This window comes from Pseudomonas coleopterorum (assembly GCF_900105555.1).
In the GTDB taxonomy this organism is placed as follows: Bacteria; Pseudomonadota; Gammaproteobacteria; order Pseudomonadales; family Pseudomonadaceae; genus Aquipseudomonas; species Aquipseudomonas coleopterorum.
Window position 1 is genome coordinate 438,795 of the sequence record NZ_FNTZ01000001.1, and the last position, 24,952, is coordinate 463,746.

Genomic DNA, 24,952 nt, shown 5'->3' on the forward strand with positions numbered 1-24,952 from the left:
GATAATCGCTTCTTTCAACGCTGCTTCCGAGCTTCGCCATGTCCGACCTGCTTGACCGATACTCGCTGTCCGGCGGGTCCTATCATGAAATGCTCGAAGCCGATGGCGGCGTGCGGCCGCACTGGCAGCGCATGTTCGAGCAGCTGCAACGCAGCGCCCCCGGCCAGTTGTCGCAGCGCCAGGCCTCGTTGGCGCGGCAGATTCAGGAAAACGGCGTCACTTACAACGTCTATGCCGACCCCAAGGGTGCCGATCGGCCGTGGGAGCTGGACCTGCTGCCGCACATCATTCCTGCCCACGAGTGGCGTCAGGTGGCCGCCGGCATCGCCCAGCGGGCACGCCTGCTCAATGCCGTGCTGGCCGACGTCTACGGTCCGCAGACGCTCATCGCCGAGGGCCTGTTGCCCGCCGAGCTGATCTTCGGGCACAACAACTACCTGTGGCCGTGCCAAGGCGTGCAGCCCCCGCTGGGTACGTTCCTGCACCTGTATGCCGCGGACCTGGCTCGCACGCCCGATGGACGCTGGTGGGTCACCGCCGACCGCACCCAGGCGCCTTCCGGCGCCGGCTATGCGCTGGAAAACCGCATGAGCCTGTCGCGGACCTTCCCCGAGCTGTATCGCGACCTCAAGGTCGAGCACATGGCCAGTTTCTTCCGGACCGTGCAGGACACCATGAGCCGCCTGGCACCCAGCGGCCACGAAGCACCCCTGGTAGTGCTGCTGACACCGGGACGTTTCAACGAGAGCTACTTCGAGCATCTGTACCTGGCGCGGCAGCTGGGCTATCCGCTGGTCGAGGGCAGTGACCTGACCGTGCGCGAAGCCACGGTGTACCTGAAGACCTTGAGCGGCCTGCGCCGGGTGCACGCGATCATGCGGCGGCTGGACGACGATTTCTGCGATCCACTGGAATTGCGCACCGACTCGGCCCTGGGCGTGCCCGGTCTGCTGGACGCGGTACGCCAGGGCAATGTGATGGTGGCCAATGCCTTGGGCAGCGGCGTGCTCGAATCGCCCGGGTTGCTGGGCTTTCTGCCCAGGATCTGTGAACGCCTGTTCGGTGAACGCTTGATCCTGCCTTCGATCGCCACCTGGTGGTGCGGCGAGCCGCCAGTGCTGGCACAGGCCCTCGAGCGACTCGACGAGTTGGTGATCAAGCCAGCGTTTCCCTCGCAGAATTTTGGCCCGGTGTTCGGCCGGGATCTGAACGAGGCGCAGCGCCAGGCGTTGACCGAGCGCATTCAGGCGCGGCCCTATGCCTACGTGGCTCAGGAAATGGCCCAGTTGTCCCAGGCGCCGGTCTGGCATTGCCAGGGCAACGACCTGCAGCCGCGGGCGATCGGCATGCGCGTGTTCGCCGTTGCCGCTGCCGACGGTTACCGGGTCTTGCCGGGTGGCCTGACCCGCGTGGCGACGGACGCCGATGCCGACGTGGTGTCGATGCAGCATGGCGGTGCCAGCAAGGACACCTGGGTGCTGGGCGAGCACGCCCCGGTCGGCGAGCAGTGGCGCGCGCAGCGGACCATCGGTGCGCACGACCTGGTGCGCATGGATCCCTACCTGCCGTCGCGGGTGGTGGAAAACCTGTTCTGGTTCGGTCGTTACTGTGAGCGTTGCGACGGTAACGCGCGACTGCTGCGGATCATTCTTGGCCGCTACCTGGATGGCGATGATCCCCAGGCGTTGCAGGCTGCGGTCGACCTGGCCGAGAAGCTCAACCTGCTGCCCGAAGAGGGCGACCTGCGCGAGCGCCTGCTGACGGCGCTGCGCGGTGAAGACTGGGCGTTCAGCCTGCGCGCCAACCTGCAGCGTCTGCAGTGGGCGGCGTTTCAGGTCCGCGGCAAGCTGTCGCGAGAAAACTGGCAGGCGCTGGGCGAGCTGCAGCGCGAGTCTCTGGCCCTGGACGCCGAAGTGCCGGACCTGGGTGAGCTGTTCGATTTTCTCAACCGGCTGGTGATGAACCTGGCCGCGTTGTCCGGCTTCGCCCTGGATGACATGACCCGTGACGAAGGCTGGCGTTTCCTGATGATCGGACGGCGCATCGAACGCCTGCAGTTCCTCAGCAACGGCCTGTCGGCGTTCATCGCCGGCGATGCGGTGGACGATCAGGCGGGCCTGGACTGGCTGCTCGAACTGGGCAACAGCAGCATTACCTATCGCTCGCGCTACCTGGCCGTGCCGCAGTTGATCCCGGTGCTCGATCTGCTCCTGCTCGACGCCCAGAACCCTCATGCCGTGCTGTTCCAGCTCAAGCTGGTGGCGCGCGCCGTACGCCGTCTGAGCGTCGAATTCGACATGCCGGTGGATCACGCCCTTGAGCCGCTCATCGAGCGCGTGACCCGCTTCGATCTGGGCACTCTGGAAAACGCACTGTTCGGTGAGGCCAGCGTGCGCGACGTGCTCGATGGCCTGCGCGGTTTGCTGGAGGACATCGCCAGCGTCAGCGTGCAGGTCTCGGACCGTCTGGCGTTGCGCCATTTCGTCCATGTCGATGATGTCAGCCAGCAAACGGTGTCGGTGTGATGAGCGCGCATTACCAGATCGTCCACGACACCCGTTACTGCTACGACAGTCCGGTCTCGCTGGCCAAGCAGCTGGCGCACCTGTGGCCCAGGCCCTGTGCCTGGCAGCGCTGTCACCAGCAGACGCTGGCGATCAGTCCCGAGCCGACCCGGCGCACCGACGAACTCGACGTGTTCGGCAATCCGCTGACGCGGTTGGCCTTCGAGCGCCCTCATGACGAGCTCAAGGTTGGGGCTCGGCTGCATGTCGAGGTGCTGCCGCGCACGCCGCTGGAGTTTGCCCTCTCGCCGAGCTGGGAACTCACCCGTGATGCCCTGTGCTACAGCGGCCAGGCCGTGGGGGTGGATGTGCTGCAAGCCTGTCGCTACCGCTTCGAATCCCCTTACGTGCGCCTGAAGAAGAGCTTCGTGGCCTTCTCCGCGAGCTGTTTTCCGCCAGGTCGGCCGATGCTGGAGGGCGCGCAGGCGTTGATGCAGAAGATCTTCGGCGAGTTCACCTTCGATGCCACGGCCACCCAGGTGGCAACCCCGCTGGTCGAGGTCCTGGAAAACCGTCGTGGCGTGTGTCAGGACTTCGCACACCTGATGCTGGCCTGCCTGCGCTCGCGCGGCCTGGCGGCGCGCTACGTCAGCGGTTACCTGCTGACCCAGCCGCCGCCAGGGCAACCGCGGATGATCGGTGCAGATGCCTCGCACGCCTGGGTGTCGGTGTTCTGTCCGGTGTTGGGTTGGGTCGACTTCGACCCGACCAACAATGTCCAGCCGGGTCTGGAACACATCACCCTGGCCTGGGGCCGTGATTTCAGCGATGTGTCGCCGCTGCGCGGGGTGATCCTAGGCGGAGGCGGGCACGATCCCGAGGTGCGTGTGACTGTCCTGCCGATGGCGTGAGCCGAATCTTTACAGCGAATGTCTGAGTGCTGGCAGATAGCTGCAGTGTACGGTCAATCATGAAATGATGGCCGCCGTAGCCTTTCCCCCTGCCTGGAGACTCACATGTTCGCAAAAGCTGTAGCGGTATCGGTGCTCGCGTTGGCCAGCGGTCAGTTGCTGGCGGCCGAGTGTTCGACCACCGTTGATTCGACCGACCAGATGACCTTCGGCACCAAGGCCATCGAGATCAGCAAGAGCTGCAAGACCTTCACCGTCAACCTGACCCACTCCGGCAGCCTGCCCAAGGAAGTCATGGGGCATAACTGGGTGTTGAGCAAGGAAGAGGATGCACGTGGCATCGCCATGGACGGCATGAGTGCCGGTATCGACAACAGCTACCTGAAGAAAGGCGACGAGCGCGTAATCGCGTACACCAAGGTCATCGGTGTCGGGGAGAAGGATTCGGTGTCGTTCGACGTGTCGAAACTGTCCGCCGAGCAGAAGTACCTGTTCTTCTGCTCGTTCCCCGGTCATTTGGCCATGATGAAGGGGGCGGTGACGTTGGTCGATTGAGGCAATGCCTGACGCCTGCGCAATCCCTGTAGCAGCGGCGCGAGCCGCGTCGACGGTATCTGAATCAGCGTGATCTACCGCGTCGTCCTTGACGCGGCTCGCGCCGCTGCTACAGGGGGGCGGTTCCTGTTGCGTCAGGCACCTTGAACACGTGGCGCAGGTAGGCGACGAAATTGGGATCGCGGCATTGAGTCTTGGCCGCTTCGTCGGAAATCTTCGCCACCGGCTGGCCGTTGCAGTCGGTCATCTTCAGCACGATGTTCATCGGCTCCACGCCCGGTATGTCGCAGGTCAGGTTGGTGCCGATGCCGAAGCTCACATTGATGCGTCCGCGCAGGGCACGGAAAATCTCCAGCGACTTGGGCAGGTTCAGCCCATCGGAAAACACCAGGGTCTTGGTCATCGGGTCGATGCCCAGCTTGCGGTAGTGGGCAATGGCTTTTTCCGCCCAGATCACCGGATCGCCCGAATCGTGACGCAGGCCATCGAAGAGCTTGGCGAAGTACAGGTCGAAATCCCCGAGAAACGCGTCCATGGTGATGCAGTCGGTGAGGGCGATGCCCAACAGACCGCGGTATTCACGGACCCAGCAATCGAGTGCGGCGATCTGACTGTCGATCAGCCGCGGCCCTAGCTGCTGATGGGCCATGATCCACTCATGGGCCATGGTCCCCAGTGGTTTGAGGTCCAGCTGGCGGGCCAGGTGCATGTTACTGGTGCCGACGAAACGCCCCGGAAACTCGTGCTTGAGCACCGTGACCACTTCCTCCTGCACCTTGTAGGAGAAACGCCGACGGGTGCCGAAGTCGGCCACCTGCAGCTCCGCCAATTCTTCGCTGCTGGCATTGGCCTGCAGCCATTCGAACTTGCGGTAGAGCTTTTCCCGCGGCTGGCTGAGCAGCACATCGGGATAGCGAATGCGGTTGCGCACCTCGCTCACCGTTGCCAGCAACGGCACTTCGAACAGGATCACATGCAGCCACGGCCCGCGCAGGCGGATGAACAGCTGATCGTTCTCGATACCGATGCTCAGGTAGCGCAGATTGAAGCGGAACAGGCCCAGGAAGCGCAGAAAGTCCGGCTTCATGAAATTGATGCCTTCCAGAAAGCTCAACTGATCCGGGCCCAGACTCAATTCGGACAGCTGTTCGAGCTGTTCGCGAATGTCATTCAGGTAGGGCCGCAGGTCTTCCCCGTTGCGACAACGAAACTCCCACTCGACATCGACGTTGGGATAGTTGTGGAGCACAGCCTGCATCATGCTCAACTTGTACAGATCGGTGTCGAGCAGGTTTTGCACGATGCGATCGGCGAATACGCTCTCGCTCATCAGGGTCTCCAGAACCGCGTGCCTCATTTGGAACAGCGGTGGCGCACAGTAAGGGCACATTCTGCCAGCTTTTTCGAACGCAGGTGGACGCGACCGCACCATCGCCCGGCGCGGCCCCCTGCCAAAGGCTCGCCAATGACATGAGTGCGGCGGCGGGAACAGCGCACTCGGGGAGTATCCAGTGGTGCGCGATGTAGCGGTTATGCACCGACAGTGTGCACTTAGGTTACGTCCGCTGTTACAGCAAGGTTGCCCACTTGCGCAATGCACGGTTGCAATGATGGCTCACTCGGGTTGTACCGTTCTCGATTATCGGTATCACCAGCCCCGTGCCAGACGGTTGCACGACCTGTAGAAAATGGTCCGGGCGTCGAGGGGCCGTGCTGAAGATGAAAACTGTGCAACTTGGGTAAATGCGCTGGCACGGCGCTTGCTCGGAGCTTGGCGCTGAAGTTGTAGTGCCAACCAAAAAAATTCAGGAGCACCACTCATGTCGCAGACGTTCTACAGGAAAGGTTTTCTGGCTCTCGCAGTGGCAACTGCGCTGGGCGCTTCGTCGATTGTTCAAGCCGACGTCAAGATCGGTGTAGCAGGGCCAATGACCGGTGCCAACGCATCGTTCGGCGAGCAGTACATGAAGGGTGCACAAGCGGCAGCGGACGCCATCAACAAGGCTGGTGGCGTGAACGGGGAGAAGATCGTGCTGGTGGCCGGCGATGATGCCTGCGAGCCCAAGCAGGCGGTAGCGGTGGCCAACAAGCTGGAACAGGATGGTGTGATCGGCGTTGTCGGTCACTTCTGCTCGTCTTCCACCATTCCAGCGTCGGAAATCTACGCCGATGGCGGTATCGTCATGATCACGCCCGGTTCGACCAACCCGCAGGTGACCGAGCGCGGCCTGGACACCATCCTGCGCATGTGCGGTCGTGACGACCAGCAGGGCGTCGTCGCCGGCAACTACATCGTCGACGTGCTCAAGGGCAAGAAAGTCGCCGTCATCAACGACAAGGACACCTACGGTAAAGGCCTGGCCGATGCGACGGCCAAGCAGTTGACCGCACGGGGTGTCAAACCGGTGCTGGAAGAAGGCCTGACCCGCGGCGAGAAGGATTTCAGCGCCCTGGTCACCAAGATCCGCTCCACCGGCGCCGACGTGGTGTATTTCGGCGGCCTGCATCCCGAAGCCGGTCCTCTGGTTCGACAGATGCGCGAGCAAGGCCTCAAGGACGTCAAGTTCATGTCCGATGACGGCATCGTCACCGACGAACTGGTCACCACCGCCGGCGGCGCGCAATACGTTGACGGTGTGTACATGACCTTCGGCGCCGATCCGCGCGCGTTGCCCGACAGCAAGGCCGTGGTCGACGAGTTCCGCAAGTCTGGCTACGAGCCTGAAGGCTACACCCTGTACGCCTACGCCTCGCTGCAGACACTGGCCGCAGGCTTCAACGGCGCCAAGTCGAACAAGGGTGAAGACGCGGCCAAGTGGCTCAAGGCCAACCCGGTCAAGACCGTCATGGGCGAAAAGGCCTGGGACACCAAGGGCGACCTGAAAGTGTCCGACTACGTGGTCTACCAGTGGAACGCCGAAGGCAAGTACAAGCAGCTGGAACAGCAGAAGTAGGACGTTTGCGCTGGCGTACGCCAGCCGGGGCCGCCCCTGCGGTGGCCCCCGTTTCCCTCCATACCGCCTGACGGGGGGCGGGCGCCTTCAGGGTTGCCCGCACCCCGCGCGGTGCGCGGTTCCAGACGTTCGTGAGAGTGCATGATGGACGGTATCTTCCTGCAACAAATGATCAACGGACTGACCCTCGGGTCGGTGTACGGCTTGATCGCCATTGGCTACACCATGGTCTACGGCATCATCGGCATGATCAACTTCGCCCACGGCGACGTGTACATGATCAGCGCCTACCTGGCGGCCATCGGCCTGGCCGTGCTGTCGTTCTTCGGCCTCGAATCCTTTCCGTTCCTGATTCTCGGTACGCTGGTGTTCACCATCGTGGTGACCGGTGTGTACGGTTTCGTGATCGAGCGCGTGGCCTACAAGCCGCTGCGCAACTCGACCCGCCTGGCGCCGCTGATCAGCGCCATCGGTATATCGCTGATCCTGCAGAACTATGCGCAGATCAGCCAAGGGGCTCGTCAACAAGGCGTACCGACGCTGCTCGAAGGCGCCTGGCGCTTCGAAGTGGGCACCGGTTTCGTACAGATCACCTACACCAAGATCTTCATCCTCATCGCCGCCTTCGTGGGCATGGGCGTGCTGACCTACATCATCAAGTTCACCAAGCTGGGGCGCATGTGCCGCGCGACCCAGCAGGACCGCAAGATGGCCTCCATCCTGGGCATCAACACCGACCGGGTGATCTCCTACGTGTTCATCATCGGCGCTGCCATGGCGGCCCTGGCCGGGGTGTTGATCACCATGAACTACGGCACGTTCGACTTCTATGCCGGCTTCATCATCGGCATCAAGGCGTTCACTGCAGCGGTACTGGGCGGCATCGGCTCGTTGCCCGGTGCGATGCTCGGTGGCCTGATCCTGGGGGTTGCCGAATCGCAGTTCTCCGGTTTGATCAACTCCGACTACAAGGATGTGTTCAGTTTCGGCCTGCTGGTGCTGATCCTGATCTTCCGTCCCCAAGGCCTGCTGGGTCGCCCACTCGTGGCGAAGGTATAAGTATGTCCGCACCTACTGCCAAACCTGTCGATATCAAGAAAAGCCTGGTCGACATGGTCATTGCCGGCTTGCTGGCGCTGATCGTGTTCGGACCCATCGTCGGCATCGTGCTCGACGGCTACAGCTTCAACCTGCAACCGGCGCGCGTGGCGTGGCTGGTGGCGGCGGTGATGGCCGGGCGCTTCCTGCTCAGTCTGTTCCTGCAGACGCCTCGGGGGCTGGCCATCTCCCAGAGCTTCGAGAGCTCGGGCTCCGGTGTGCACGTGCTGCCGCCGGACTACAAGTCGCGGCTGCGCTTCATCATTCCGGCGCTGATCGTGATTGCCATCGTGTTCCCGATCTTCGCCAACAAGTACATCCTCACCGTGGTCATTCTCGGGCTGATCTATGTATTGCTCGGCCTGGGCCTGAACATCGTGGTCGGCCTGGCCGGTCTGCTCGACCTGGGCTACGTGGCGTTCTACGCCATTGGCGCCTACGGCCTGGCGCTGGGCTACCAGTACCTGGGGCTGGGCTTCTGGTCGGCGCTGCCGCTGGCCGCGATCGCCGCGGCGCTGGCGGGGTGCATTCTGGGGTTCCCGGTGTTGCGCATGCACGGGGATTACCTGGCCATCGTGACCCTGGGCTTCGGCGAGATCATTCGCCTGGTGCTCAACAACTGGTTGTCGTTCACCGGCGGGCCGAACGGCGTTCCGGTGCCGTCGCCCACCTTCTTCGGTCTGGAGTTCGGCCGTCGCGCCCGTGACGGCGGGGTGCCGATCCATGAGTACTTCGGTTTCGAATACAACCCCGACCTGAAATTCGTGTTCATCTACGCCGTGCTGTTCCTGGTGGTGCTGGCCGTTCTGTACATCAAGCATCGGCTCACGCGCATGCCGGTAGGGCGTGCCTGGGAAGCGCTGCGCGAAGACGAGATCGCCTGCCGCTCGATGGGCCTGAACCACGTGCTGGTCAAGCTTTCGGCGTTCACCATCGGGGCATCCACCGCAGGTCTGGCCGGGGTGTTCTTCGCCAGTTATCAGGGCTTCGTCAACCCCACCTCGTTCACCTTCTTCGAGTCGGCGTTGATCCTGGCCATCGTGGTGCTCGGCGGCATGGGCTCGACCGTTGGCGTGGTGATTGCCGCGTTCGTGCTGACCGTGGCGCCGGAGTTGCTGCGCAGTTTCTCCGAGTACCGGGTATTGCTGTTTGGCGTATTGATGGTGCTGATGATGATCTGGCGGCCACGGGGTTTGATCCGTATCAGCCGTACCGGCATCAAGCCGGTGAAAGGTGCATTGATCGATGCCAAAAGGACTACGCCATGAGTAACGAAGTCATTCTGTCGGTCGAGAAGCTGATGATGCATTTCGGTGGCATCAAGGCCTTGAGCGATGTCAGCCTGCAGGTCAGGCGCAATTCGATCTTTGCCCTGATCGGCCCTAACGGTGCCGGCAAGACCACGGTGTTCAACTGCCTGACCGGGTTCTACAAAGCCACTGGCGGGCGCATCGAGCTTAATGCCCGCGGCCAGAAGACCAACGTCATCAAGCTGCTGGGCGAGCCGTTCCAGGCCGCGGACTTCGTCTCGCCGCGCAGCTTCGCCAGTCGTGTCTGGTACAAGATGTTCGGCGGTACCCACCTGGTAAACCGCGCAGGCCTGGCCCGTACCTTCCAGAACATTCGCCTGTTCAAGGAAATGTCGGTGCTGGAAAACCTGCTGGTGGCCCAGCACATGTGGGTCAACCGCAACATGCTGGCAGGCATCCTGAATACCAAGGGATACCGCAAGGCCGAAGAGGACGCCATCAAGACCGCGTTCTACTGGCTGGAAGTGGTGGACCTGGTGAACTGTGCGAACCGCCTGGCCGGCGAGCTTTCCTATGGCCAGCAACGACGCCTGGAGATTGCCCGGGCGATGTGCACTCGGCCCCAGGTGATCTGCCTGGACGAACCGGCGGCGGGCCTCAACCCTCAGGAAACCGAAGCACTGAGCGGCATGATCCGCCTGCTGCGTGACGAACACGATATGACGGTGGTGCTGATCGAGCACGACATGGGCATGGTAATGAGCATTTCCGACGACATCGTGGTGCTGGACCACGGCAACGTGATCGCCAAGGGCAAACCGGAAGAAATCCGCAGCGACCCCAAGGTCATTGCGGCCTATCTGGGTGCCGAAGAGGAGGAGCTGGTATGAGTACGCCCATCCTCGAATTGAAGGAGATCGACGTTCACTACGGTCCGATCCAGGCGCTGAAAAAGGTCTCGCTGCACATCGACGAGGGCGAGACGGTGAGCCTGATCGGCTCCAACGGTGCGGGCAAGTCGACGCTGCTGATGTCCATCTTCGGCCAGCCGCGCGCCAGTGCCGGGCAGATCATCTACCGTGGTACCGACATCACTCAGAAGTCGTCCCACTACATCGCCTCCAACGGCATCGCCCAGTCGCCGGAAGGCCGTCGAGTCTTTCCCGACATGTCGGTGGAAGAGAACCTGATGATGGGTACCATCCCCATCGGCGACAAGCACTCGAGCGAAGACATGCAGCGCATGTTCGAGCTGTTTCCCCGGCTGAAGGAGCGGCGCAACCAGCGCGCCATGACCATGTCAGGTGGTGAGCAGCAGATGCTTGCCATCGCACGTGCGTTGATGAGTCGGCCCAAGCTGCTGTTGCTCGACGAGCCGTCCCTGGGGTTGGCACCGATCGTGGTCAAGCAGATCTTTTCGACCCTGCGCGAGCTGGCGCAGAGCGGGATGACTATCTTCCTGGTCGAGCAGAACGCCAACCACGCGCTCCGGCTTTCGGACCGTGCCTATGTGATGGTCAACGGCGAGATCCGTCTGACCGGAACGGGCCGTGAGCTGCTTAGCAACGATGAGGTGCGCAATGCCTACCTGGGCGGCCACTGATACCGAGCTCCAGCGCCGCAGAACGCCCCGTCAGGGGCGTTTTTCATGGCTTTGCACAATTGTGGAAAACAAATCCGGCGCAGCGCGCGCCTGCGACATAAAACCACTGTTGGTCATCGGAATGCCACAATCCGCGCTTGTCCCCAATTGCTGTGGAACCGGTTGTGGACAACTTGGTGGTATCACGCTGCAGCCCACGAGAATCGGAGCCTGCAGACTTCTGATCAAAAAACGTACAGGGGTTTGATGGGGATCGACAGGTAGCTTTGTCAACTGTTTTATCCACCGTGCCAACCAGAGTGACAGCAGTACAACATCCTGTGGATAACTCTGTGAACAAGCCTTGGAAATACCTCGAAAAGGGGCGTATTCACTGGCGTTGCGCCTTTGGTCGTATTTCCCCTGCCAACCATGGGCGAAGCAGGCATGCGCAATAGCCCCTGCCGGTCAAGCCAAAAAGTTCTAACAACGCCTGTTCGGCATTCGGAGTGAGACAGTCCCGGCAACGACAATTGCCCCCAGTCTCTGTGGAATCGCTTGTGGATAACATGCTGGTAACCGTCCGCGAGCCTTTAACCCTGCGGGTTTGGCGCGGGTGGTCGATTATTGATCAGTTGCATACGGCCCATTGGCCGGGCATTCTGCAAAGCCCCATTCTCAGTGGCCACGGCTTGAGCCTGACGCGCCCATGCGCCGCAGCCACACCCTCAGGAGAACCGCATGACTTCCACGGTATTCATCACTGGCGCCACGTCCGGATTCGGCGAAGCCTGCGCGCGGCGTTTCGCCGAGGCCGGCTGGTCGTTGATTCTGACCGGCCGCCGCGAAGAGCGTCTGACCGCGTTGAGCGAAGAGCTGTCGGCGAAGACGCGCGTGCTCCCGCTGGTACTCGACGTCCGTGACCGCAAGGCCATGGAGGCGGCGATTGCCGGGTTGCCCGAGGAATTCGCCAGCATCAGTGGGCTGGTCAACAACGCAGGTCTGGCTTTGGGCGCAGACCCTGCGCCCAAGTGCGACCTGGACGATTGGGACACCATGGTCGATACCAACATCAAAGGGCTGATCTACGCCACGCGGCTGCTGCTGCCGCGCCTGATTGCCCACGGCAAGGGGGCAACGATCGTCAACCTGGGCTCTGTGGCCGGCAATTACCCCTATCCCGGCAGCCATGTGTACGGGGGCACCAAAGCCTTTGTCGGGCAGTTCTCATTGAACCTGCGCTGTGACCTGCAAGGTACCGGCGTGCGCGTCACCAACCTTGAGCCGGGCATGTGCGAAAGCGAATTCTCGCTGGTGCGCTTCGGCGGTGACCAGGCGCGCTACGATGCAACCTATGCAGGCGCCAACCCGATCCAGCCGCAGGACATCGCCGAAACCATCTACTGGATTCTGACCCAGCCGCCCCACATCAACATCAACAGCCTGGAAGTCATGCCGGTCACGCAATCGTGGGCCGGCTTTGCGGTCGAGCGTCCCGGCAAGGCCTGACCGGCCGGGGATCAGACGAACGCCTGCAGCCCCTGGTAGCAGGTCAGCAGGTGGTAAGGGGTGGTCGATGGCATGTCGGTACGGCTGACCATCCCTTTGCCATCGCGGCACTCGTGCCAGCCGGCGCCGTGCAGGAAGCGCTCGCGCAAGACCTGCAACTGCGCGCCGACATCGGCATCGGGCCGCAGCGTCAGGGCGCGCAGGTACTCGGCCTGCGCCCAGATGCGTTGAGTGGCGTCGAGGACTTCGCCGTCGAGCTTGAGCATCGCCATCACGACCCCATCCTGCACGCCGGTGCCTTGTGCATAAGCGAAGGCGCGCTGCAGGGAGCGGTGCAGGGCGCTGCCCTGCAGCAGCGGTGAGGTCTGCACGAGAAACAGCCACTCGAACTGATGGCCCGGTTCGAACCAGTTATCCACAGCACCGCGCGGCTTCTCCAGCATGATGCCGTGCTCGGGTTCCACGAAACGCGCCTGCATGGCCTCGCACAGGGCCAGCAGCGCCGCCTGGGTAGGTTTATCGTCACGCACGGCCAGGGTTGCCAGGAAGGCTTCTGCCAGGTGCATCAAGGGGTTCTGCAAAGGGCCTGCGCCCTGATCGCTCCAGTCTTCGCCAAGCAGGGCTTCGTGGAGGCCGTCGCCTGTGGAAAACCGGGTGGCGATCACTTCCAGGGCGGCGTTGAGCACCGACTCCACCAGCGGCTCGCGCACCTTTTCCCAGTAGTGGGCACAGGCGAAGACGATGAAGGCGTGGGTGTAGAGGTCCTTGCGCCGATCCAGCGGTGCACCTTGCGCGTCGATGCTGTAGAACCAACCGCCGTGCTCGGCATCGTGGAAATGCCGTTGCAGGGAGCGGAACAGGGTGGCGGCGTGTTCGCGGGCACCGGGCTGGTCGATCAGACTGGAAAACACGTACAGCTGACGAGCGCACGCCATGGCGCGATAGCGCTGCGCCGGCAACGGCTGGCCAGTGGCGTTCACCGCTTCGAACGGCAGGCCCAGTTCGGTGTTGAAGCCGGCGCCTTGCCACAATGGCAGGACGGTGTCGCGAAAGTGCGCTTGAGTGGCCGCCAGGGCGGCGTGCAGCGATGGGTCAGGCATTGGCGGGATCATCGGAGGCGTTTTGCGCGACATGGTAGCAGGTGTCGGCCACGGCTCCTAAAGCAAGGCCCCCCCAGGCAGGGGGGGCGTGCCGCAATCAGCCGGCCAGCAACCATGCGCCGGTCAATGCCGACAGCGCACCGGCCACGCGTACCAGCGGCGCCGCGGCCTTGGGCAGGAAGCGCACGACGGCATAACCGGCTGCATGCAGTGCAGCGGTGGCGGCGACGAAACCGGCCGCATAGGCGACGGGGCTGGACATGTCCGGCAGCTCCAGGCCGTGGGCCACGCCGTGAAACAGGGCGAACAGCGCCGTGGCGACCACGGCCAGGATCAGCGGTGGCCGCACCGCCAGCGCCACGGCCAGACCCAGGGCCAGTACCGAAGCGGCAATGCCGCTTTCCAGCGCGGGCAGTTGCAGGCCGGCAAAGCCCAGCAGACCACCGATGAGCATGGTGCCGACGAAGGTGCACGGCAACGCCCAGCGCGCTGCACCCTGTTGCTGCGCCGCCCAAAGGCCTACGGCGAGCATGGCCAGCAAATGATCGAGGCCGCCCAGGGGGTGGCCGATACCGGCCAGCAGGCCGTTGTCGCCATGGCCCGGATGAGCGAAGGCGACAGCTGGAGTCAGCAGCAGGGCCGCACAGGTGAAGAGCGTCTTGAAGGTCATGTGAGTGTTTTCCTTATCGTCGTGTTCACTGCAATGAAAGCAAGGGTGGCAACGGCTCAGGCGGCGTCGAGCAAGCCCTGGCGCTCGATGAAGGCAATGATCTGCTCCAGGCCCTGGCCGGTCTTCTGATTGCTGAAGACGAACGGCTTTTCGCCGCGCATGCGTCGGGTGTCGCCGTCCATCATCTCCAGGGATGCACCCACCAGTGGTGCCAGGTCGATCTTGTTGATCACCAGCAGGTCGGACTTGCAGATACCGGGGCCGCCCTTGCGCGGTAGCTTGTCGCCGGCGGACACATCGATCACGTAGATGGTCAGGTCCGAAAGCTCTGGGCTGAAGGTGGCGGACAGGTTGTCGCCACCCGATTCCACGAGGATCAGGTCCAGGCCTGGAAAACGCCGATTGAGCTGGTCCACGGCTTCCAGATTGATGGAAGCGTCTTCGCGAATGGCGGTGTGCGGGCAGCCGCCGGTTTCCACGCCGATGATGCGTTCGGGGGCGAGCGCCTGGTTGCGTACCAGAAAATCGGCGTCTTCACGGGTATAGATGTCGTTGGTGACCACCGCCAGGTTGTAGCGCTCGCGCAGGGCCAGGCACAGGGCCAGGGTCAGCGCGGTCTTGCCGGAGCCTACCGGGCCTCCGATACCGACACGCAGAGGTTGGGTATTCATGGTGATTCTCCTAGGAACGGAACAGGCGGCTGTACTGGCGTTCGTGGGCCATGCTCGCCAGGGACAGGCCGAAGGCGGCACTGCCGTAGTGTTGAGGATCCAGTTCGGTGGCATTGCGCTGGGCCAACTGCAAAGTCGGCAGCAATTGGGTAGTGAGGCGCTGGGCGGCCTGCTGACCCAGGGGCAAGGTCTTCATGAGCACTGCCAGTTGGTTCTCCAGCCAGCTCCACAGCCAGGCGGCCAGCGCGTCTTGCGCCGGGATGTTCCAGGCCCGCGCGGCCAGCGCCCAGCCCAGGGCCAGGTGAGGTTCTTCGATCTGAGCCAGGTAGCGACGGGCTGGGATATCCAATTCGGCAAGGCCGAGCAGGAGTTGCTTGAGCGAATAGCCCATCTGCCGACTCTCCAGTTGCAGCTCGCGGGTCTCCCGACTCGCGCGGTGTTCGGCGCTCAGTTCCAGCAGCTGCCCCCAGTCGTCCTGCGCTGCGGCCATGCAATGGGCGAGCAGCAGGGGCGCTTCGAAGCGCGCCAGGTTGAGCAGCAGTTGGTCGGCGATCCAGTGATGGGCGCTCTGTGCATCGTTGACCGTGCCGTTTTCCACGGCCATTTCCAGGCCCTGCGAATAGCTGTAGCCACCGATCGGCAACTGTGGGCTGGCCAGGCGCAGCAGGGCCCAGGCGTTGTTCACGTGCGCACGCCGAACTGATGCAGTTTGGGCGCGTAGTTGAAGCCTTCTTCGCCGTGTCGCGAATGATGGTGACCACCGCCGTAGGCACCGTGCTCGGGTTGAAAAGGGGCGAGCAGCGTCTGGGTCTGTGCGCCGAGCTGTTCGAGCATGGCCTTGAGCACGTAGTCGTCGAGCAGGCGCAGCCAGCCGTCACCGACTTGCAGGGCGACGTGGCGATTGCCCAGGTGATAGGCCGCGCGGGTCAGTTCGAAGGCGCTTGCGCAGGTGACGTGCAGCAGTTCCTCGGGACGGGCGCACACGCGCACCACTCGACCGTCTTCGGCCTGCAGGCATTCGCCGTCGTGCAAGGGAGGCTGGCCGCGTTCGAGAAACAGTCCGACATCTTCACCCTCGGCACTGAAACAGCGCAGGCGACTTTTGCTGCGGGCCTCGAAGTTCAGGTGCAGCTCGGCAGCCCATTGGTCCGCAGGCGCGATTCGGCGGTGAATAACCAGCATTGGTGGCGTCCTTCTGAAGGCAGTGGCCAATGCAGAGCAAGTGTCTTGCCAACCTTTGGATGACCGCCGGCGCTTGGCTGTTGCCAGAAAAGAGGGCGGTTTTGCGCACCACTTCAGTGCAGATGATATCTGCGCGCACCAGTGCAAGGCGCGAGGGCTATTGGCTAAGCCCTTTCCAGTACTTGGCGCCGATGAAGATGAAGCGCAGTTGCTGGCTGATCTTCGCTTCGGGCGTCAGGTGAGCCGGCAGGTCGGGTGCCGGTGGGTCGATCAGTTCCGGCAACGTGGCGAACACGGCCTTGACCACCAGGTCGGCCATGACCTGCAGCGAGGCACTGTCCAGGTGCTGCCATTTGGGCATGGAGCCCAGGTCAGTCGCCAGGTCCGCGCTGATGCCCGCGCGCAGGGTGGCGATGGCTTGGCGCACGGGCAGGGAACCGCCGTATTGCTCGCGGGCGAGGAACAGGAACTGCGGGCGGTTGGCGGCTACGCCATCGAGAAAGATGCGCACCGAGGCTGCGGTGAGCCCGCCGACCACGATTTCATGGTGACGCACAAGACGCAGAGTGGCGCGAAACGTGGCGTCGACTTCGTTGACCAGGGCCAGACCGAGCTGGTCCATGTCGTCGAAATGGCGGTAGAAGCCGGTCGGTACGATGCCGGCAGCCTTGGCGACTTCGCGCAGGCTGATACTGCCGAAGCCTCGGCCGGCCGCCATCAATTGGCGTGTGGCTTCGAGGAGGGCAAGGCGGGTCTGCTGTTTCTGTTCGGCGCGCGGCAACATCGACGGTGCTTCTATACAAGGGCAGCGAAGGACTCTAGCAAATTGACAGGCTGGGCGTCGAACCAGGAAGGCGGGGCGAGGGGTTGCATCAACGACGGGTCAGACTGGATCGGAAAGCCCGGTCTGGAGAAACCGGGCTTTGTCGGAGACCTCGAACAGCAGGCTCATGCGTTGGCTTGGTCTTGACGATCGAGCAGGCGCTGCGAGCCGTTCTCGGCGAAGGTGCCCTGTGGAGTGCGATCCGAACCGTCTTCAGCGAAGGTGGCCTGAGGGGTGCGATCGGAACCGTTCTCGGCGAAGGTGCCTTGTGGGGTGCGATCCGAGCCGTCTTCAGCGAAGGTGGCCTGCGGAGTGCGATCCGAACCGTTTTCGGCGAAGGTGCCTTGTGGAGTGCGATCCGAACCGTCTTCAGCGAAAGTGGCCTGAGGGGTGCGGTCCGAACCGTTCTCGGCGACAGCGCCTTGTGGGGTACGGTCCGAGCCATCTTCGGCCAGGTAGGGCTGGCTGTAGCTGGCAGCGCTGGAGCGAAGCTCGGCGGAAACACTTTGATCCGCAGCTGGCATGGCGAAAGCGTTGGCAGCCAGGACGGACAGGGTCAGGGAAAGCAGCAATTGGCGTTTCATGATGTAGGCGCTCCTTGGGAGGGCAGAAATTGGGTACAGAGCCAATGCTACTCTCTGAAATTCGATAGAAAAGTTCATAAAGGCAATGGTAACAATCAACGAAAATGATGTTTTGCCGCGAGGGCTCTAGATCGAGGGTTTCAGTGCACCAGTGCGGGGATTTTCGTGGGCTTGGGCACCGTTGTCGGGCGTCACCATCGGTAACGTTGATAGTGAATGACGCATGCATATTCCGGATTGGACGCGTTTTATCGGGCGGATCCCAGGCACTACCGACGCGGCTTGCGCCGCTGCTACAGGGGCATACCACGATCCCTGTAGCAGCGGCGCAAGCCGCGTCCGGGCTCGAAAAACCCAAAAACTAAACCCTCAAGGCGTTTATCAGTCCTACCCTTGTTGGTAGTACCCCCTGTGCTCGCGGGAGCACGCAGTCTCAAGGAGCCCGCAATGACGCGCCCACGTAAAATCGTCGCCTGGACCCTGGGCAGCCTGTTGGTCCTGCTGCTGATAGTGGTAGTGGTGATCGCCACCTTCGATTGGAATCGAATCAAACCCACGCTCAACGAAAAGGTTTCCGAAGCCCTGCATCGTCCCTTTGCCATCAATGGTGACCTCGCCGTGCATTGGCAGCGTGAAGAGGATGAAGGGGGCTGGCGTGCCTGGGTGCCGTGGCCGCGTTTCGTCGCTCAGGACATCACCCTGGGCAACCCCGATTGGTCGTCGAAACCTCAGATGGCCAGCCTGCAGAAGGTCGAATTTCGTCTTTCGCCGCTGCCTCTGCTGGCCCAGCGCGTGGTCATACCGCGTATCGACCTGACCGGTCCCGATGTCTCCCTGCAACGTCTGGCCGATGGTCGCGCCAACTGGACCTTCCAGTTCGACGAAAAGGACCCCGACGCCGAGCCGTCCAAATGGGTCATGGACATCGGCTCCATCGGCTTCGACAAGGGCGTGGTGGCGTTCGACGACCAGACGCTCAAGACTTCGGTCAAGGTGTTGATCGACCCATTGGGTAAACCCATTCCGTTCAGCGACATCGTCGGCAGCGGTGCGGCCAAGAAAGTCGCCGACCAAGGTGCCAGTGCGCAGGACTACGCGTTCGGCTTCAAGGTCGATGGTCGCTACAAGGACCTGCCGCTCTCGGGCTCGGGCAAGATCGGCGGGCTGCTGGCGCTGCAGGACGCTTCCCGGCCGTTTCCCGTCCAGGTCGATGTGCGTATCGCCGACACCCGCGCTGCGGTTGCCGGCACTCTGACCGATCCGCGCAACCTGGGCGCGCTGGATTTGCGCCTGCGCCTGAGTGGCAGCAGCCTGGGCAATCTCTACCCACTGACCGGCGTGACCCTGCCGGATTCTCCCGCGTACGAAACCGATGGGCACTTGGTGGTCAAGCTGCACGAGCCTGGCGGCGCGTCGTTTCGCTATGAGGATTTCAACGGCAAGATCGGCAACAGCGACATCCATGGCAACCTGGGCTTCGTCGCCAGCCAGCCTCGGCCAAAGCTGAGCGGCGCGCTGGTGTCGAACCAGTTGTTGTTCGCCGACCTCAAGCCGTTGATCGGTGCCGACTCCAATGCCGAGCAGAAGGCCCGCGGCGGGGCGAGCAAGCAACCGGCCGGCAAGGTCCTGCCGGTGGAAGAGTTCAAGACCGACCGCTGGCGCGCCATGGACGCCGACGTCGAATTCACCGGGCGCAAGATCGTCCACAGCGAGGATCTGCCGTTCACGGACCTGTATACTCATGTGGTACTGGACGACGGCAACCTGCGCCTGGAGCCGCTACGCTTCGGCGTGGCCGGGGGCAAGCTCGACGCACAGATCTCGCTCAACGGCCGCACCACGCCGTTGCAGGGTCGGGCCAAATTGACCGCGCGCGGCTTTCAGCTCAAGCAACTGTTCCCCTCGTTCGAACCCATGCGCACCAGCTTCGGTCAGCTCAACGGCGATGCCGAGATTGCCGGCACCGGCAATTCGGTGGCGGCGCTGCTGGGCACGGCCAATGGCAATCTGAAAATGCTCGTCAACGATGGCGCGGTGAGCCGCGACCTGATGGAGATTGCCGGGCTGAACGTCGGCAACTACCTGGTCGGCAAGATCTTCGGTGACAAGGAGGTGGACATCAACTGTGCGGCCGCGTCACTGGGCATCAAGAACGGGCTGGCCAGCACCGATCTGTTCGTCTTCGATACCGAGAACGCGATCATCTACATCGATGGCACGGTGAATTTCAAGCAGGAACAACTGGACCTGAAGATCTCTCCAGAGTCCAAGGGCTTCCGTCTGCTGTCGCTGCGCTCGCCGCTGTACGTGCGCGGCCCGTTCGCCAAGCCCAATGCTGGCGTGCAAGCGGTGCCTTTGCTGTTGCGCGGTGCAGGGATGGTCGCACTCGGCGCTGCCATCGGGCCGGCGGCTGGCCTGCTGGCGTTGGTGGCACCCAGCGGTGGCGAGCCGAATCAGTGCACGCCGCTCCTGCAGCAGATGAAGGCGGGCAAGGCTCCGAAGACGGTACCTGGGTCCTGAGCCGGTTGCTGGTAGGAGCGGCCACGGACCGCTCCTACGAGGTGCAGGCAAAATGACCGGGCACAAAAAAGCCAGAACCTGAGTTCTGGCTTGGGACCTGCGACTGACGCTTACAGCGCGTTGTAAATGTCGGCCATGTCGTCGGCGTGTTCTTCTTCCTGGGCCAGGATGTCTTCGAAGATGCGGCGAGTGGTAGGGTCCTTGTCACCGATGTACTGGATGATTTCGCGGTAGCTGTCGATAGCGATCCGCTCGGCCACCAGGTCTTCGTAGACCATTTCCTTGAGCGTGTTGCCTGCCACGTATTGAGCGTGGGAGTTCTTGCTCAGCAGGTCCGGGTTGAATTCCGGCTCGCCGCCCAGTTGCACGATGCGCTCGGCCAGCTTGTCGGCGTGTTCGGCTTCCTGCTCGGCGTGCTCGAGGAATTCATCGGCCGCAATGCTGGCCTTCAGGCCACTGGCCATGAAGTAGTGGCGCTTGTAGCGCAGCACGCACACTAGTTCGGTGGCCAGCGAGCCGTTGAGCAGTTTGATGATCTCTTCGCGGTCGGCGTTGTAGCCTTCGGTGACGGCGCCTTGATCGACGTTCTGACGTGCGCGGGCACGCAGGTCTTGCACGGATGTCAGTTGGGAAGTTTCGAGGTTCAGCATGTTTATCTCCAGCTATACGGTTTGAGCCGTCGCGCTCTGTTGTTCCGAATTCGGAACCCGGCGGGATCGGTGCAGATGCGTCATTGCATGAATGTCGCTACAGGAATGTGAGTGGCGGCGGCGACGAAAAGTTTTATTACAAATGGCCTGGGTAAGGCCTTTCGTCAGCCGCCTGACGCAGGATTACGGCGCGGTTTCGTTCAGCTTGCGTTGCTCGCAGGTCATGAAGCCCTTGGTCGCCACACGGCCCGAGCTGTCGAAGCTGACGTAGTAAGGCTGTTGATGGCCTTCACGGTTGAGGATGTAGTTGTTGCAGGTGCCGTAGGCGGAGTTGGCGGTGCCTGCAACGACGGTCGACGGTGTGCCGCCGATGGCCAGGACCTGCTGCATGGTCATGCCTTTCTCGACCTGCTTGACCAGCGGTGCGTCGCGATAGGTCACGAAGTCCACCGGGTTCTGCACGGTGGTGTTCGAGGAACAGCCGGCCAGCGAGGCGATGACACACAGTGCAGCCAAGGATTGCTTGTACATGGGGAGTCGCTCCTTCGATGGGCCGTGAGTGGCCCCGTGCTGGTTTGGAGCGTGGTGAGGAGACGATAGTTCTGAAATTTTTCGCTCGTCGACTGGCTGGCCAGGCCTTTTGCGGGCAGCCCATGCTGGAAAACAAATGACGCAATTTAGCCGGGGCCGCGCCTGCGTTCGTCTACTGGCCCTTCGCTCGCAACGCTGGCAGACTGCCTGTCCTTTCGAATCGCTCGCTTCTGAGGCTTTATGCCCATGTTCTCTTCGCGTCAAGTGCTGATCGCCAGCTGGATTCTGGTGTTTGGCGGCCTTTTGCTGGTCTTGCCGATGCGCCTGCTGCCCAGCCTGTTGGCGGGCCTGCTGGTGTTCGAACTGGTCAACATGCTGACCCCGCAACTGGAGCGACTGATCGCCGGGCGTCGTGCGCGGTGGGTGGCGGTGGCGCTGCTGGGCACGCTGGTGGTCAGCAGCCTGGCGCTGCTGTTCGCCGGCGTCATCAGCTTCGTCCTGCACGAAGCGGAAAACCCGGGTGCCTCGCTGAACAAGTTCATGGGCGTGGTCGATCGTGCCCGCGGCCAGTTGCCGCCCTTCATCGACGCCTACCTGCCAGCCAGCGCCGCCGAATTTCGCGTGGCCATCAGCGGCTGGCTGAGCAAGCACCTGAGCGATCTGCAACTGGTCGGCAAGGATGCCGCGCACATGTTCGTGACCTTGCTGATCGGCATGGTGCTGGGCGCCATCATCGCGCTGCAGGCGATTCCCGATCCCGACCAGCGCAAGCCCCTGGCGGCGGCGCTGTTCGACCGTCTGGCGCTGCTGGTGCGGGCCTTTCGCAACATCGTCTTCGCGCAGATCAAGATTTCCCTGCTGAACACCTTCTTCACGGCCATTTTCCTGGCCGTGGTACTGCCGTTATGCGGGATCAAGCTGCCGCTGACCAAGACCCTCATCGTGCTGACCTTCCTGCTCGGGCTGTTGCCGGTGATCGGCAATCTGATCTCGAACACCTTGATCACCATCGTCGGGCTGTCACTGTCGATCTGGGTGGCCATGGCGGCGCTGGGTTATCTGATACTCATTCACAAGGTCGAGTACTTCCTCAACGCGCGGATCGTCGGTGGGCAGATCAGTGCCAAGTCGTGGGAGCTGCTGCTGGCGATGCTGATCTTCGAGGCAGCGTTCGGGCTGCCTGGGGTGGTGGCGGGGCCGATCTACTATGCCTATCTGAAGAGTGAGTTGAAGCAGGCTCAGTTGGTGTAAAGCTTACTGGCCTCTTCGCGGGCAGATGGCTCGCCGCCCGCCCCGCTCCCACAATCCCCGCCCCCACAGGTATTGTGGGAGCTCTGTGGGAGCGGGCTCTGCCCGCGAAGAGGCCGGACCTGCCTTACTCCGTGCCGTAGCGCTTGCGCGCCTCGATGGCCAGGCCGCTGCCGATGCTGCCGAAGATGTTGCCTTCCACATGCCGCGCATTGGGCAGCATTGCCGCAACGCTGTTGCGCAGGGCCGGGATGCCGCTCGAACCGCCGGTGAAGAACACCGTGTCGACCTGTTCCACGCCCACACCCGCCTTGTTCAGCAATTCGCCGACACTGCCGCGCACGCGTTCGAGCAGGTTGTCGATGGCCGCCTCGAACAGCGCCCGGGTCAGCTCCACGCTCAGGCCCGACTCGATCCGGTCCAGCGGCACATGGCGACTGGCCGCCTCGGTCAGCTGGATCTTGGTTTCTTCCACTTCCATCGCCAGCCAGTGTCCGGCTTTCTGCTCGATCAGCTTGAACAGGCGGTCGATACCGTCGGTGTCCTGGATGTCGTAGCGCATGCTGCCCAGCGCCAGTTGCGACTTCTGCAGGTACACCGAGTTGATGGTGTGCCAGGTGGCCAGGTTCATGTGGTGGCTGGTCGGCATGAAGGCGCCGCTCTTCATCCGGCTGCCATAGCCGAACAGCGGCATGACGCCTTGCAGGCTGAGCTGCTTGTCGAAGTCGGTCCCGCCGATGTGCACGCCACCGGTGGCCAGGATGTCTTCGGCACGGTCGTCCAGCCCACGGCGCTCTGGCGCCAGGCGCACCAGGGAAAAGTCGGACGTACCACCGCCAATGTCGACGATCAGCACCAGCTCTTCACGTTCGATGGTGGACTCGTAGTCGAAGGCGGCCGCAATGGGTTCGAACTGGAACGACACGTCCTTGAAACCGACCTTTTTCGCCACCTCGGCCAGGGTGTCTTCGGCTTCCTGGTCGGCGGCCGCGTCGTCGTCGACGAAATGCACCGGGCGGCCGAGCACGACCTGATCGAACGCACGACCGGCGTTGGCCTCGGCACGCTGCTTGAGCTCGCCGATGAACAGCCCGAGCAAGTCCTTGAACGGCATCGCCGTGCCCAGCACGCTGGTGTCGTGCTTGATCAGCTTGGAGCCCAGCAGGCTCTTGAGCGAACGCATCAGACGGCCTTCATAGCCTTCCAGGTATTCGTGCAGGGCCAGGCGGCCGTACACCGGACGCCGCTCTTCGAAGTTGAAGAAGATCACCGAAGGCAGGGTGATCTTGCCCTCTTCCAACGCGATCAGCGTCTCGCTGCCCGGGCGATGCCAGCCGACAGTGGAGTTGGAGGTGCCGAAGTCGATGCCGCAGGCGCGGGCCGGGGATGCGTTTTTCATGGCAAGGCGAGTCTGTTCAAAAAACGGCCGCGCAGTGTATGCCAGTTGCGTACAGAATCAAGAGCTGCGGCTGTCTTGAAAGTGAGCCGGCGGCCCCAACCTTCTAGCCATCGACCGGGCTGTACAACTCACTGTTCACATCCAGTGCCTTGCAGCCGATAAACTTCCCATGCGTTGCCGAGTCCGACCAATAGGCGCGGGCGGCGCGCATTCGCTCATTGATGGTGATGCTTAGATGGATTTCAAAGACTACTACAAGATTCTGGGCGTCGAGCCGACGGCGGACGAGAAGGCGATCAAGACCGCCTACCGCAAGCTTGCACGTAAATATCACCCCGACGTCAGCAAGGAAAAGGACGCCGAGGACAAGTTCAAGGAAGCCAGCGAGGCCTACGAAGCGCTGAGCAATGCCGACAAGCGTGCCGAATACGACGAGCTGCGCAAGTACGGCCAGCACGGTCGCCCGTTCCAGGGACCGCCGGGCTGGCAGGGGCGGGGCGGCGGTGGTTTCCATGAGGAAAGCGCCGGTGACTTCTCGGATTTCTTCAGCACCATTTTCGGCAACAGCGGCGGCGGTCGTGGTGCAGCCGGCGGCAATCCGTTCGGGCGCGGTGGGCAGCAGCGCAGCCCGGCGCGCAATGGCCAGGACGTGGAGATGGAGCTGTCGATTTCGCTCGAGGAAACCCTCGCCGACGAGTCGAAGAAGATCAGCTTCAAGGTGCCGCAATACAACGCGGGCGGTCAGCGTCTGACCGATGTGGTCAAGAACCTCAACGTGAAGATTCCCGCAGGCGTTGCCGACGGCGAACGCATCCGCCTCAAGGGCCAGGGTGCGCCCGGGGTTGCGGGCGGTGCCAGCGGCGATCTGTTCCTGACTTTACGCCTGGCCGTTCACCCGTTGTTCGAGGTGGACAGCCACGACCTGATCATCCAGGTGCCGTTGGCCCCTTGGGAAGTGGCGTTGGGCACCAAGGTGGCCGTACCCACCTTGACCGGCCGGATCAACCTGACGATCCGCCCGGACAGCCAGAATGGTCAGCGCCTGCGAGTCAAGGGCATGGGCCTGAAGAACAAGCAGGGCGGGCGGGGTGATCTGTTCGCGCAGATCAAGGTGGTCATGCCCCCTGCGGGTGACGAGGACACCAAGGCAGCCTGGGCGACATTGGCCAAGCGCGCCGACTTCGATCCGCGCGAGAACTGGGCGCGCTGAT

Annotated in this window: 23 protein-coding genes; 12 read left to right on the plus strand and 11 right to left on the minus strand. The window is 62.7% G+C overall.

Annotated features, from left to right (window positions below):
• Positions 1-38: 38 nt before the first annotated feature.
• From BLV18_RS01955 to azu, 3 genes are all read left to right on the plus strand, one after another.
• Positions 39-2,525: a circularly permuted type 2 ATP-grasp protein gene (locus tag BLV18_RS01955; RefSeq protein ID WP_090355908.1), complete on the plus strand. Its 2,487-nt coding sequence runs from the start codon at positions 39-41 to the stop codon at positions 2,523-2,525.
• Positions 2,525-3,415 (plus strand): transglutaminase family protein, encoded by an 891-nt coding sequence (locus BLV18_RS01960; RefSeq protein ID WP_090355911.1) that lies wholly within the window; start codon positions 2,525-2,527, stop codon positions 3,413-3,415. Before BLV18_RS01955 ends, BLV18_RS01960 begins: the two co-directional genes overlap by 1 nt.
• A gap of 105 nt (positions 3,416-3,520) precedes the next feature.
• Positions 3,521-3,970, plus strand: coding sequence for an azurin (gene azu / locus BLV18_RS01965; RefSeq protein WP_090355914.1), 450 nt, complete (start codon positions 3,521-3,523; stop codon positions 3,968-3,970).
• 109 nt (positions 3,971-4,079) lie between these two features.
• On the opposite strand, the gene pncB is transcribed toward azu, so the two are convergent.
• On the minus strand, positions 4,080-5,300 hold the full coding sequence (pncB, locus tag BLV18_RS01970) for a nicotinate phosphoribosyltransferase (RefSeq protein ID WP_090355916.1): 1,221 nt from the start codon (positions 5,298-5,300) through the stop codon (positions 4,080-4,082).
• A 490-nt stretch (positions 5,301-5,790) separates the two neighbouring features.
• On the opposite strand from pncB, the gene BLV18_RS01975 reads away from it, so the two are divergent.
• The 6 genes from BLV18_RS01975 to BLV18_RS02000 all read left to right on the plus strand — a co-directional run bounded on the left by BLV18_RS01975 (position 5,791) and on the right by BLV18_RS02000 (position 12,363).
• Positions 5,791-6,924, plus strand: a complete 1,134-nt coding sequence (locus tag BLV18_RS01975) for a branched-chain amino acid ABC transporter substrate-binding protein (protein ID WP_090355919.1) — start codon at positions 5,791-5,793, stop codon at positions 6,922-6,924.
• A 144-nt stretch (positions 6,925-7,068) separates the two neighbouring features.
• A complete protein-coding gene (locus tag BLV18_RS01980; protein WP_049862098.1) occupies positions 7,069-7,983 on the plus strand; it encodes an ABC transporter permease subunit in 915 nt (304 codons plus the stop codon).
• A gap of 2 nt (positions 7,984-7,985) precedes the next feature.
• Positions 7,986-9,290: a high-affinity branched-chain amino acid ABC transporter permease LivM gene (gene livM, locus BLV18_RS01985; protein ID WP_090355921.1), complete on the plus strand. Its 1,305-nt coding sequence runs from the start codon at positions 7,986-7,988 to the stop codon at positions 9,288-9,290.
• Complete coding sequence (locus BLV18_RS01990) at positions 9,287-10,162, plus strand: ABC transporter ATP-binding protein (RefSeq protein ID WP_090355924.1); 876 nt, start codon at positions 9,287-9,289, stop codon at positions 10,160-10,162. Before livM ends, BLV18_RS01990 begins: the two co-directional genes overlap by 4 nt.
• Positions 10,159-10,875 carry an ABC transporter ATP-binding protein gene (locus BLV18_RS01995; protein WP_049862014.1) on the plus strand — a complete coding sequence of 239 codons (717 nt, stop codon included), beginning with the start codon at positions 10,159-10,161 and terminating at the stop codon, positions 10,873-10,875. The genes BLV18_RS01990 and BLV18_RS01995 overlap by 4 nt, the downstream gene beginning before the upstream one ends.
• A 720-nt stretch (positions 10,876-11,595) precedes the next feature.
• On the plus strand, positions 11,596-12,363 hold the full coding sequence (locus BLV18_RS02000; RefSeq protein WP_049862013.1) for an SDR family oxidoreductase: 768 nt from the start codon (positions 11,596-11,598) through the stop codon (positions 12,361-12,363).
• Positions 12,364-12,374: 11 nt separating this feature from the next.
• Here BLV18_RS02000 and BLV18_RS02005 read toward each other — a convergent pair whose 3' ends face one another.
• The 7 genes from BLV18_RS02005 to BLV18_RS02035 all read right to left on the minus strand — a co-directional run bounded on the left by BLV18_RS02005 (position 12,375) and on the right by BLV18_RS02035 (position 17,393).
• Positions 12,375-13,463 (minus strand): AGE family epimerase/isomerase, encoded by a 1,089-nt coding sequence (locus BLV18_RS02005; RefSeq protein ID WP_090355926.1) that lies wholly within the window; start codon positions 13,461-13,463, stop codon positions 12,375-12,377.
• A gap of 97 nt (positions 13,464-13,560) precedes the next feature.
• The gene (locus BLV18_RS02010; RefSeq protein ID WP_090355928.1) at positions 13,561-14,133 is read right to left on the minus strand and encodes a HupE/UreJ family protein; all 573 of its coding nucleotides are present in this window, start codon (positions 14,131-14,133) and stop codon (positions 13,561-13,563) included.
• Between the two features lie 56 nt (positions 14,134-14,189).
• Positions 14,190-14,804, minus strand: coding sequence for an urease accessory protein UreG (gene ureG / locus BLV18_RS02015; RefSeq protein WP_049862010.1), 615 nt, complete (start codon positions 14,802-14,804; stop codon positions 14,190-14,192).
• 10 nt (positions 14,805-14,814) lie between these two features.
• On the minus strand, positions 14,815-15,489 hold the full coding sequence (locus BLV18_RS02020; RefSeq protein WP_056844359.1) for an urease accessory protein UreF: 675 nt from the start codon (positions 15,487-15,489) through the stop codon (positions 14,815-14,817).
• Positions 15,486-15,986 carry an urease accessory protein UreE gene (gene ureE, locus BLV18_RS02025; RefSeq protein WP_049862008.1) on the minus strand — a complete coding sequence of 167 codons (501 nt, stop codon included), beginning with the start codon at positions 15,984-15,986 and terminating at the stop codon, positions 15,486-15,488. The genes BLV18_RS02020 and ureE overlap by 4 nt, the downstream gene beginning before the upstream one ends.
• A gap of 157 nt (positions 15,987-16,143) precedes the next feature.
• Entirely contained in the window at positions 16,144-16,770 is a 627-nt protein-coding gene (locus tag BLV18_RS02030) for a TetR family transcriptional regulator (RefSeq protein WP_090355931.1), read from the minus strand.
• A gap of 164 nt (positions 16,771-16,934) precedes the next feature.
• Positions 16,935-17,393 carry a hypothetical protein gene (locus tag BLV18_RS02035; protein ID WP_043191081.1) on the minus strand — a complete coding sequence of 153 codons (459 nt, stop codon included), beginning with the start codon at positions 17,391-17,393 and terminating at the stop codon, positions 16,935-16,937.
• 447 nt (positions 17,394-17,840) lie between these two features.
• Between BLV18_RS02035 and BLV18_RS02040 the strand changes: the two genes are divergently transcribed.
• The gene (locus BLV18_RS02040) at positions 17,841-19,913 is read left to right on the plus strand and encodes an AsmA family protein (protein WP_090355933.1); all 2,073 of its coding nucleotides are present in this window, start codon (positions 17,841-17,843) and stop codon (positions 19,911-19,913) included.
• Between the two features lie 110 nt (positions 19,914-20,023).
• Here the strand turns inward: BLV18_RS02040 and BLV18_RS02045 are convergent, their stop codons facing one another.
• Complete coding sequence (locus BLV18_RS02045; RefSeq protein ID WP_043191077.1) at positions 20,024-20,563, minus strand: ferritin-like domain-containing protein; 540 nt, start codon at positions 20,561-20,563, stop codon at positions 20,024-20,026.
• Between the two features lie 183 nt (positions 20,564-20,746).
• Positions 20,747-21,094, minus strand: coding sequence for an osmotically-inducible lipoprotein OsmE (osmE, locus tag BLV18_RS02050; protein ID WP_049862004.1), 348 nt, complete (start codon positions 21,092-21,094; stop codon positions 20,747-20,749).
• Between the two features lie 240 nt (positions 21,095-21,334).
• On the opposite strand from osmE, the gene BLV18_RS02055 reads away from it, so the two are divergent.
• Positions 21,335-22,345 carry an AI-2E family transporter gene (locus tag BLV18_RS02055; RefSeq protein WP_049862003.1) on the plus strand — a complete coding sequence of 337 codons (1,011 nt, stop codon included), beginning with the start codon at positions 21,335-21,337 and terminating at the stop codon, positions 22,343-22,345.
• Positions 22,346-22,469: 124 nt separating this feature from the next.
• On the opposite strand, the gene BLV18_RS02060 is transcribed toward BLV18_RS02055, so the two are convergent.
• Positions 22,470-23,741 carry an Hsp70 family protein gene (locus BLV18_RS02060; protein ID WP_090355935.1) on the minus strand — a complete coding sequence of 424 codons (1,272 nt, stop codon included), beginning with the start codon at positions 23,739-23,741 and terminating at the stop codon, positions 22,470-22,472.
• Positions 23,742-23,976: 235 nt separating this feature from the next.
• Between BLV18_RS02060 and BLV18_RS02065 the strand changes: the two genes are divergently transcribed.
• Positions 23,977-24,951 carry a DnaJ C-terminal domain-containing protein gene (locus tag BLV18_RS02065; RefSeq protein WP_090355938.1) on the plus strand — a complete coding sequence of 325 codons (975 nt, stop codon included), beginning with the start codon at positions 23,977-23,979 and terminating at the stop codon, positions 24,949-24,951.
• Position 24,952: the final 1 nt, after the last annotated feature.

Excerpts from the sequence above, each read along its gene's own strand:
- BLV18_RS01955 (WP_090355908.1), top strand. The coding sequence starts at position 39 with ATGTCCGACCTGCTTGACCGATACTCGCTGTCCGGCGGGTCCTATCAT.
- BLV18_RS01960 (WP_090355911.1), top strand. The coding sequence starts at position 2,525 with ATGAGCGCGCATTACCAGATCGTCCACGACACCCGTTACTGCTACGAC.
- azu (WP_090355914.1), top strand. The coding sequence starts at position 3,521 with ATGTTCGCAAAAGCTGTAGCGGTATCGGTGCTCGCGTTGGCCAGCGGT.
- pncB (WP_090355916.1), bottom strand. The coding sequence starts at position 5,300 with ATGAGCGAGAGCGTATTCGCCGATCGCATCGTGCAAAACCTGCTCGAC.
- BLV18_RS01975 (WP_090355919.1), top strand. The coding sequence starts at position 5,791 with ATGTCGCAGACGTTCTACAGGAAAGGTTTTCTGGCTCTCGCAGTGGCA.
- BLV18_RS01980 (WP_049862098.1), top strand. The coding sequence starts at position 7,069 with ATGGACGGTATCTTCCTGCAACAAATGATCAACGGACTGACCCTCGGG.
- livM (WP_090355921.1), top strand. The coding sequence starts at position 7,986 with ATGTCCGCACCTACTGCCAAACCTGTCGATATCAAGAAAAGCCTGGTC.
- BLV18_RS01990 (WP_090355924.1), top strand. The coding sequence starts at position 9,287 with ATGAGTAACGAAGTCATTCTGTCGGTCGAGAAGCTGATGATGCATTTC.
- BLV18_RS01995 (WP_049862014.1), top strand. The coding sequence starts at position 10,159 with ATGAGTACGCCCATCCTCGAATTGAAGGAGATCGACGTTCACTACGGT.
- BLV18_RS02000 (WP_049862013.1), top strand. The coding sequence starts at position 11,596 with ATGACTTCCACGGTATTCATCACTGGCGCCACGTCCGGATTCGGCGAA.
- BLV18_RS02005 (WP_090355926.1), bottom strand. The coding sequence starts at position 13,463 with ATGCCTGACCCATCGCTGCACGCCGCCCTGGCGGCCACTCAAGCGCAC.
- BLV18_RS02010 (WP_090355928.1), bottom strand. The coding sequence starts at position 14,133 with ATGACCTTCAAGACGCTCTTCACCTGTGCGGCCCTGCTGCTGACTCCA.
- ureG (WP_049862010.1), bottom strand. The coding sequence starts at position 14,804 with ATGAATACCCAACCTCTGCGTGTCGGTATCGGAGGCCCGGTAGGCTCC.
- ureE (WP_049862008.1), bottom strand. The coding sequence starts at position 15,986 with ATGCTGGTTATTCACCGCCGAATCGCGCCTGCGGACCAATGGGCTGCC.
- BLV18_RS02030 (WP_090355931.1), bottom strand. The coding sequence starts at position 16,770 with ATGTTGCCGCGCGCCGAACAGAAACAGCAGACCCGCCTTGCCCTCCTC.
- BLV18_RS02035 (WP_043191081.1), bottom strand. The coding sequence starts at position 17,393 with ATGAAACGCCAATTGCTGCTTTCCCTGACCCTGTCCGTCCTGGCTGCC.
- BLV18_RS02040 (WP_090355933.1), top strand. The coding sequence starts at position 17,841 with ATGACGCGCCCACGTAAAATCGTCGCCTGGACCCTGGGCAGCCTGTTG.
- BLV18_RS02045 (WP_043191077.1), bottom strand. The coding sequence starts at position 20,563 with ATGCTGAACCTCGAAACTTCCCAACTGACATCCGTGCAAGACCTGCGT.
- osmE (WP_049862004.1), bottom strand. The coding sequence starts at position 21,094 with ATGTACAAGCAATCCTTGGCTGCACTGTGTGTCATCGCCTCGCTGGCC.
- BLV18_RS02055 (WP_049862003.1), top strand. The coding sequence starts at position 21,335 with ATGCCCATGTTCTCTTCGCGTCAAGTGCTGATCGCCAGCTGGATTCTG.
- BLV18_RS02060 (WP_090355935.1), bottom strand. The coding sequence starts at position 23,741 with ATGAAAAACGCATCCCCGGCCCGCGCCTGCGGCATCGACTTCGGCACC.
- BLV18_RS02065 (WP_090355938.1), top strand. The coding sequence starts at position 23,977 with ATGGATTTCAAAGACTACTACAAGATTCTGGGCGTCGAGCCGACGGCG.